At 70.9% G+C, this 7,958-nt stretch carries 9 protein-coding genes; 2 read left to right on the top strand and 7 right to left on the bottom strand.

Annotated elements, in window-relative coordinates; genetic code table 11:
* Positions 1–1,123: GNAT family N-acetyltransferase (locus FE256_RS07615; protein ID WP_252370937.1), on the top strand; the 1,123-nt coding region annotated here is incomplete at its 5' end.
* 97 nt (positions 1,124–1,220) lie between these two features.
* Here FE256_RS07615 and mutM read toward each other — a convergent pair.
* The 6 genes from mutM to FE256_RS07585 form a co-directional block, all read right to left on the bottom strand.
* Entirely contained in the window at positions 1,221–2,111 is an 891-nt protein-coding gene (gene mutM / locus FE256_RS07610) for a bifunctional DNA-formamidopyrimidine glycosylase/DNA-(apurinic or apyrimidinic site) lyase (RefSeq protein WP_138174346.1), read from the bottom strand.
* Entirely contained in the window at positions 2,104–2,784 is a 681-nt protein-coding gene (gene rnc / locus FE256_RS07605; RefSeq protein ID WP_138174344.1) for a ribonuclease III, read from the bottom strand. Before rnc ends, mutM begins: the two co-directional genes overlap by 8 nt.
* Before the next feature lie 10 nt (positions 2,785–2,794).
* Entirely contained in the window at positions 2,795–3,004 is a 210-nt protein-coding gene (gene rpmF / locus FE256_RS07600; RefSeq protein WP_013586329.1) for a 50S ribosomal protein L32, read from the bottom strand.
* A 2-nt stretch (positions 3,005–3,006) separates the two neighbouring features.
* Positions 3,007–3,501 (bottom strand): YceD family protein, encoded by a 495-nt coding sequence (locus FE256_RS07595; protein WP_138174354.1) that lies wholly within the window; start codon positions 3,499–3,501, stop codon positions 3,007–3,009.
* A 145-nt stretch (positions 3,502–3,646) separates the two neighbouring features.
* Entirely contained in the window at positions 3,647–4,144 is a 498-nt protein-coding gene (gene coaD, locus FE256_RS07590) for a pantetheine-phosphate adenylyltransferase (protein ID WP_138174342.1), read from the bottom strand.
* A 16-nt stretch (positions 4,145–4,160) separates the two neighbouring features.
* Positions 4,161–6,323, bottom strand: a complete 2,163-nt coding sequence (locus FE256_RS07585; RefSeq protein ID WP_138174340.1) for an ATP-dependent DNA helicase RecG — start codon at positions 6,321–6,323, stop codon at positions 4,161–4,163.
* A gap of 49 nt (positions 6,324–6,372) precedes the next feature.
* Here FE256_RS07585 and FE256_RS07580 point away from each other — a divergent pair, with 49 nt between their 5' ends.
* Positions 6,373–6,936 carry an RsmD family RNA methyltransferase gene (locus tag FE256_RS07580; RefSeq protein WP_138174338.1) on the top strand — a complete coding sequence of 188 codons (564 nt, stop codon included), beginning with the start codon at positions 6,373–6,375 and terminating at the stop codon, positions 6,934–6,936.
* A 13-nt stretch (positions 6,937–6,949) separates the two neighbouring features.
* Here FE256_RS07580 and thiL read toward each other — a convergent pair whose 3' ends face one another.
* Positions 6,950–7,942, bottom strand: a complete 993-nt coding sequence (gene thiL / locus FE256_RS07575) for a thiamine-phosphate kinase (RefSeq protein WP_138174336.1) — start codon at positions 7,940–7,942, stop codon at positions 6,950–6,952.
* Positions 7,943–7,958: the final 16 nt, after the last annotated feature.

The following is a 7,958-nucleotide window of genomic DNA, read 5'->3' as shown; positions in this document are numbered from 1 at the left end:
TCCCCGCCCTTTTCTCCTTCCCGAAAGGCCCGACATGACCACCCTTCCGGCCGGCCTCGAGCTGCGCCCCCTCCACATCCCGGCATCCATCGACGCCGCCGACGCGGACGACTTCCGCGAGATGGCGCGCGTGCGCAACCTCGTGTACGCCGAGATCTCCGGCCACGACGACCACGCGATGCCCGCCGACGAGCTGCTGCCCGTCTACCGTCCGACCGCCGCGCAGGTGCGCCTGGTGTGGCTCGCCATCCTCGACGGCGAGGTCGTGGGCCGCGTCGGCCTCGACCTTCCGCAGGAGGACGGCGCGCGCACCGGCTTCTGGCTCATCGAGCTGCTCCGCAGCGCGTGGGGCCGCGGGATCGGCCGCGCGGGCCACGACCTCATCGAGCGGACGGCTCGCGAGCACGGCCGCACCATCCTGCAGTCGTGGGCCGAGCACCCCGCCGCCGACGGTCCGTCGATGGACGCGCCGACCGGCTTCGGGCGAATCCCGCTCGACCGTGCGGCGCAGTTCTACCTCGCGGCGGGGTACACGCTCGAGCAGATCGTGCGCCAGAGCCGCCTCGACCTCGCGGGGTCGGAACCGCATCTGCGCGAGCTTCTGGCCGACGCCGAGGCCGCCGCGATCGGTTATCGCGTCATCCAGTGGAGCCTGCCGACCCCGACCGAGTTCGTCGACGCCTTCGCCGCGATGAAGGCGCGCATGATCACCGACGCCCCGTCCGCGGGTCTTGATCACGATGAGGAGAAATGGGATGCCGCTCGCGTCGCCGACTGGGAACGTCAGTACAACGAGGCCGACCGACACCTGCTCGTGACGGTCGCCCAGCACGTCGACACCGGCGAGCTCGCGGCGTTCAACGAACTCGTCATCGGTAAGGACCGCACCGCCGTGACGGGCCAGGAGGACACCTTGGTCGTCGCCGCCCACCGCGGGCATCGCCTCGGCATGCTCGTGAAGTGCGCGGGTCTGCTTTCGTGGAGAGAGGCTGTGCCCGAGTCGCCGCGCGTGATGACGTGGAACGCCGAGGAGAATCGGCCGATGCTGTCCATCAACGAAGCGATCGGGTTCACCCCGATCTCGTACGAGGGCGCATGGCAGAAGGTGCTGGCCGAGGCCTGAACCGCCGAGACTGCATCCGCCTGACAATTCCCGCGCAGTCTGCAGGGGGTTCGTCGACCGGATGCGGTCTCGCCGCCGGCGCCGGGCACGACGGCGGTCAGCGCACGCGCTGGCAGCGGGGGCAGAAGTGGGACGAGCGGTTCATGAAGCTCACGCGCACGATCGGGCGGCCGCAGCGCGCACACGGCTGCCCCGTGCGGCCGTAGGCGTTCAGCGAATGAGCGAAGTAGCCGGCCTGCCCGTTCACGTTGACGTACTGCGCGTCGAAGCTCGTCCCGCCCTCGGCCAGAGCCTTCTCGAGCACCGCCCGCACCTCGGCGAGCAGTCGGTTCACCGAGCGGGTCGGGAGATCGGATGCCGCGGTCTCGGGGTGGATGCGCGCAGCCCACAGCGACTCGTCGGCGTAGATGTTGCCGATGCCGCTCGCCACGGTCTGATCGAGGAGCACGCGTTTGATCCCCGACGACGTGCGCCCGAGGCGCGCGCGGAATCGTGCGTCGTCGAACGCGGGGTCGAGCGGGTCACGGGCGATATGGGCGACCTGCGTCGGAACGCGCGGGAGCACCGAACCGCGGCCGCCCGCAGCGGCATCCGGGGTGTCTACGAGCTCGTCGAGCGCGAGCGAACCGAACGTGCGTTGATCGGCGAACACCACCGACAGCGGCCCGTGCTCGGGATGCTCCAGCTCGATCCGGACGCGCTCATGGCGTTCGGCGGGAGCGCCGGGAAGGCGCAGCAGCATCTGCCCGCTCATGCCGAGATGCGTCACGATCGCGTCGTCGGAACCCAGCGGCATCCACAGGAACTTGCCGCGACGGACGGCGGCGTCGATGCGGCGGCCGGTGAGCTCGGCCTCGAAGTGCGCGGCGGTGCCGGCATGGCGCGTGAGCGCGCGTTCGTCGAGCACGTCCACCGAGGCGACGAGAGCGCCGGTGACCGCGGGTTCGAGACCGGCGCGGACGACCTCGACCTCGGGAAGCTCAGGCACGGGCGTTGAGCTCGCGCCACGCGGTGAGCGCCGCGGCCATCTCTGCCTGCTTCTTGCTGGAACCCGTCCCGTGCGTGACGACGTCTCCTGTCGTGACGGTCGCGGTGAAACGGCGGTCGTGATCGGGGCCGGTCGCCTCGACGGCGTAGACCGGAGCGTGCAGGCTCAGCCGGGCGGCGATCTCTTGCAGGCTCGTCTTCGGATCCATCGCCGCGCCGTAGCGGTCGGGATCGGCCAACAGCGGCTCGACGAGTCGCAGCACCAGGGACGTGGCAGCCTCGGCGCCGGCGGACAGGTAGGTCGCCCCGATCACGGCCTCCATCGTGTCGGCGAGGATCGAGTCCTTGTCACGGCCGCCGGTGAGGATCTCTCCCCGACCGAGGCGGACGTGGTCGCCCAGACCGATGCCGCGGGCGACTTCGGCCAGCGCGACGGTCGACACGACACTGGCGCGGCGCTTCGCGAGGCTGCCCTCGTCCAGGTCGGGATGCCCCGTGTACAGACGCACGGTCACGGCCTGCCCGAGCACGGAATCGCCGAGGAACTCGAGGCGCTCGTTGTGCGGGATGGCGCCGTTCTCGTACGCGAACGAGCGATGGGTCAGCGCAAGAGAAAGAAGCTCGGGGTCGATGTCGACCCCGAGCTTCTCGATGAGCGCAGCTCTTTGCGTCACCGGACGTTGATCAGACGTCGGCGACCTTGCGGCCCTTGTACTCGAGGAAGAGCTCGGTGCCCTGCGAGTCGGTGACGACCTTCGCCTGGTGGGGGCGGCTGTAGACGACCTTGCCGTTCTCGATGGTCTTGACCAGCGCGGGGGCTTCGGCCTTCCACTGCGCACGACGCGAGCGGGTGTTCGAGCGGGAGACCTTCCGCTTCGGGGGGTTACCTGCCATGACTAGCTCTTCTCTGTCTTGGGGGCGGCGCGGAGCGCATCGCCGTCGTCTGGGGTGTACTGCTGGAGCGCTGCCCACCGAGGATCGGCGGGCGTCTGCTCCGTGTCGCCGGCGCTCTCCGTCAGCTTCTCACCCGTGACCGGGTCGAGCCCGAGGCAATCCGGCTGACACACCGGCTGGAACGGAAGCGAGAGGACGATGGCATCCCGGACCAGATTTTCAAGATCCACGTGGTCGTCTTGAACTTCGAAGTCGTTCGCTTCCTCCCCAGGATACGCGAAAAGTTCCTGGAACTCGACTTCGACAGGCTCGGTGATGTCGATGAGGCACCGACCGCACACGCCGGTGGCCGTGGTGTCGACCGTTCCCGAGACCAGGATGCCCTCGTGGACGGACTCCAGACGCACGTCGATCTCGAGCACTTCGGCCGCGGCGATCGACAGCAGACCCTCGCCCCACTTCTCGGGCGTCGGGATGTCGAGCTCGTGCTCGCGCATCTCACCGGGGTGGCGCTCGATGTCGCGCACGGGGAGCTGGAAGGGGCCGGGACGGTGAGTTCTCACGGTCGACCATGCTACCCGCGTGCCCCTGGGCGCGGGCCGTGCGGCCGAACGGACGCGGGTGGTCGAGCGGGCGCGGGTGTCAGAGCCCGCGGGCGCCGGTGTCGAGGAAGCGGGCGACCGCGCGGGGCACGTACGGCGAGACGTCGCCCCCGAGCGACGCCACCTGGCGCACGAGCGAGCTGGACACCAGCGCGTGCGACGGATCGGGCAGCAAGAACACCGTCTCGACGTGGGCGAGGTCGCGGTTGACGATCGCCATGGGCGTCTCGTACGCGACGTCGACCTGGGACCGGATGCCTTTGACGAGCACGCGCGCGCCCACGTCGGTGGCGTAGTCGACCAGGAGCCCCATGCTCCACGACGCGACGATGACGTCACCCTCGATCTGCGCGTCGGCGATGGACTGCTCCAGCAGTGCCTGACGCTGCGCGATCGGCAGCATCGCCTCTTTGCCGGGGTTGTGCACCACGAGCACGTGCAATTGATCGAACAGTTCGGCGGCCCGACGGATGACGTCGAGATGCCCCAACGTCGGGGGGTCGAACGATCCGGGCACCACAGCGATCCGCGGGGTCATGACTCCACCCTAGCGATCACGACTTGGCCAGGGCCGCGCGCTCCTCGACACCCACCCGACGCTCCAGTGCGGCGGCGAGCCCCGGGTGCCGCAACAGCGCGGGATCGTCGGCGAGGATCTTCTCGGCGGCGGCGCGGGCATCGGTGATGAGCTCGGCATCCGTGACGACGCGCAGCAGACGTAGCGAGGACCGGACGCCGGACTGCGCATCCCCGAGCACATCGCCCTCCCCCCGCAGCTCGAGGTCGACCTCGGCGAGTTCGAAGCCGTCGAGCGTGCGCGCGACCGCTTCGACGCGCGAGCGCGACGACGAGCCGGGGGCGGCCTCGGTCACGAGCAGGCACAGACCGGGGAGCCCACCGCGACCGACGCGACCGCGCAACTGGTGCAGTTGCGAGACGCCGAAGCGATCGGCCTCGAGGATCACCATCGTCGACGCGTTGGGCACGTCGACGCCGACCTCGATCACGGTGGTCGCGACGAGCACGTCGATGTCGCCGCGCGCGAACGCCTGCATCGCCGCATCTTTCTCGTCGGCGTGCATCTTGCCGTGCAGGATCTCGACGCGGATGTCGGTGAACGACGGAAGCGTCTCGAGCAGCGCGGCCACCTGCACCACGCCCCAGCGCGTGCGGGTGTCGGCGGCCCCCTCGGCCGGCTCGTCGCCCACCTCGTCGGAGGTGAGCTTCTCGGCGTCGATCGCCGCGCACACCACGAACGCCTGGCGCGACTGCGCGACCTCTTCGGCGACCCGATCCCACACCCGCGCGAACAAGCCCGGCTTCTCTGCCAGCGGTGCGACGAACGTCTGGATGCCGGCGCGACCAGCGGGCATCGTGCGGATCGTCGACACGTCGAGATCGCCGAACACCGTCATGGCGACGGTGCGCGGGATGGGCGTGGCCGTGAGGACGAGAGTGTGCGGAGAGTCGCCCTTGGCGCGGAGGGCCTCGCGCTGGTCGACGCCGAACCGGTGCTGCTCGTCGACGACGACGAAACCCAGGTCGGCGAACGTGGTCGTGGCGCTCAGCAACGCGTGCGTGCCCACGACGATCCGCGATTGACCCGACGCGACGCGCAGTGCGGCCCGGCGCCGCTCGGCCGCGGGCAGCTGGCCCGTGAGCATCGTCGGCATGAGCTCGGGCGCGAGCTCGGGACCCAGCATCCGCGCGATCGAACGCAGGTGCTGCGCGGCGAGCACCTCGGTCGGGGCGATGAGAGCCGATTGACCGCCCGACTCGGCCACCTGCAGCATCGCCCGCAGGGCGACGAGGGTCTTGCCCGAGCCCACCTCGCCCTGCACCAGACGGTTCATGGGCCAGTCCCCGACGAGGTCGTCGGCGATCCGTGCCCCGACGCTCTCTTGATCGGGGGTGAGGGCGAACGGCAGGATCGCGTCGAAGCGTTCGAGCAGGCCGCCGGGGGCAGAGGGGCGTTTCGCCGCCGACAGCGCCCGGACGAACTGCCGCTGCTGCAGCAGCGCGGTCTGCAGCACGAACGCCTCTTGCATGCGCAGGGTCTCGACGGCGGGAGGGATCTCGTCGTCGTGGTACGGGCGGTGGATGTGTTCGAGCGCCGCCCGAGCGCCCAGCAGCCCGCGCGCGGTGCGCACCGATTCGGGCAGCGGATCGTCGACGTCGCCGAGCGCGTCGAGCACGAGCGAGATGGTCTTCTGCACCAGGGTGCTGGGCACGCTGCTGGTGGCGGGGTAGATCGGGATGGGGCGCTTGGCGTTGACCTCGGCCTCGGCGCGCGCTTCGGCGAGTTCGTCGAACAGCTCGTAGTCGGGGTGCGTCAGTTGCGTCTGCCGCCGGTACTCGCCCACCTTGCCCGAGAAGATGCCCCGGCGCCCGGGCGTCAGGTCTTTCAGCCGCCAGGACTGGTTGAAGAACGTCAGCGAGAGACGGCCGTCACCGTCGCTGATGATCACCTCGAGCAGCGACCCGCGACGGTTCTGCATGCGACGCTCGGTGGCGCTGACGACCTCGGCCACGATCGTCACGGGCTCACCGAGCGGGAGAAGCGCGATCGGCGTCAGCTCTCCGCGTCGGGCATAACGACGCGGGTAGTGCTCGAGCAGCTCACCCACGGTCTTCATGCCGAACGCCCGCTCGAACGCCGCGGCGGTCTTGCCGCCCACGGCCCCGTCGAGTCGCGACGACAGAGAGAGTCCGGGCATGCTCCGAGTCTAGGCACCCCCTCGGACAGCGTGTTTGTAGGGTGAGACAGTGACCCGCATCATCTCCGGCCGCGCCGGCGGCACGGTCCTCGACGTCCCTGCGAAGGGAACACGTCCCACCAGCGACCGCGTGCGCGAGTCGCTCTTCGGCGCGCTCGACTCCGCGGACCTCGTCGCGAGGGCCCGCGTGCTCGACCTGTACGCAGGCTCGGGCGCCCTCGGCCTCGAGAGCCTCAGCCGCGGCGCGGCGTCCGCCGATCTGGTCGAGCTCTCCGCCCCCGCCGCCGCTCTCATCCGCAAGAACGCCGACCGTCTGCGCAGCGCGGGAGTGACCGCCCCCGCCCGTGTGCACCGCGCCAACGCGTCGACCTACCTCGAGAGCTCGGCCGCGGAGTGGGACCTCGTCTTCATCGACCCGCCCTACGACGTGACCGATGACGAGATCACCCGTGTCCTCGCGGCTCTCGCTCCCCGGTTGAGCGCGGAGGCCGCCGTGATCGTGGAGCGCGCGAAGCGCTCCCCCGCCCCCGCGTGGACGACCGCGGGGCTGGAGCCCGAGCGCGATCGCACGTACGGCGACACGACCCTGTGGTGGGGGCGCCCGCCCGCCTGATGCGGGCGGGAGATCAGCCGCGCCCGGCGTCCCAGTCGCGGTACGGATCCCACCCCGCGCGGCCCGTCCAGGGGCGCTCGTCCACGAGCACCGGGGCCTCGCCGCGCTCCCGCACCGTTCCGACCCGGAGCCCCGGACCGGACGCCTCCGCGGGGAACGTCACGAGGAAGCCGTGGTCCTCTCCCCCGCCCAGGGCTCGCGCAGGATCATCGCCGAGCACCGCAGAGGCGAACGCGATCGTCACTCCCGACGCGTCGGCGAGGCGCGTGGCATCCAGGGCGAGTCCGTCCGAGACGTCCATCATCGCCGTCGCCCCGGCGTCCGCGGCCCGCAGCGCATCGGCGATCGGCGGACGCGGACGCAACTGGCGATCGAGGGCGTGCGCCTCGGTGGCATCGAGGGCGGCGCGTGCCGCCTCGGTGATGGGCACCGGGGCGCCCGCGGCATCCGTGAAACGCGAGAACAGGACGTCGAGCCCCCGTGCGGCCACCCCCAGCTCGCCGATCACGTGCACGGCGTCGCCGGGCCGGGCACCCGACCGGCGCACCGGAGCGCGAGAGTCGAGGCTCCCGAGGGCCGTGACCGCGATGGTCAGGGTGTCCGAGACCGTGAGGTCCCCGCCCTCGACCGCGCAGCCCGGCGCGAGGTCGGTGCACGCCGCTGCCAGCCCGTCCGCCAGACCCCGGACGAACGTCACCGGCGTGTCATCGGGCATCGCCAGCGCGACGAGCAGCGCGACCGGTCGCGCACCCATCGCCGCGACGTCGGCGAGATTCACCGCCGCCGACTTGTACCCCAGGTCGAACGCCGACGACCAGGCCAGTCGGAAGTCCGGACCGTGCACGAGCGTGTCGGTCGTGGCGACGACCCGCCCGTCGGGCATCGCGAGCACCGCGGCGTCGTCGCCCGGCCCGATGAGCGCGGTCGAAGCGGGAAGGCGGTCCAGGATGCCGCGGAGCACCTGCCCCTCGGACAGTTCTCCCACGGTGGTCTCGGCGTCGGTCACCTCCCCACGCTATTAG

Origin of the sequence: Microbacterium sp. 5K110, assembly GCF_005774735.1 — a bacterium.
Taxonomy (GTDB): domain Bacteria; phylum Actinomycetota; class Actinomycetes; order Actinomycetales; family Microbacteriaceae; genus Microbacterium.
Note: the sequence above shows the minus strand (reverse complement) of the source record. Positions and strands in the feature narration are given on the sequence as shown.

Bases quoted from the DNA above. Each gene is read 5' to 3' on its own strand.
- rpmF (WP_013586329.1), bottom strand. From the start codon at position 3,004: ATGGCAGGTAACCCCCCGAAGCGGAAGGTCTCCCGCTCGAACACCCGC.
- FE256_RS07585 (WP_138174340.1), bottom strand. From the start codon at position 6,323: ATGCCCGGACTCTCTCTGTCGTCGCGACTCGACGGGGCCGTGGGCGGC.
- FE256_RS07595 (WP_138174354.1), bottom strand. From the start codon at position 3,501: ATGCGCGAGCACGAGCTCGACATCCCGACGCCCGAGAAGTGGGGCGAG.
- coaD (WP_138174342.1), bottom strand. From the start codon at position 4,144: ATGACCCCGCGGATCGCTGTGGTGCCCGGATCGTTCGACCCCCCGACG.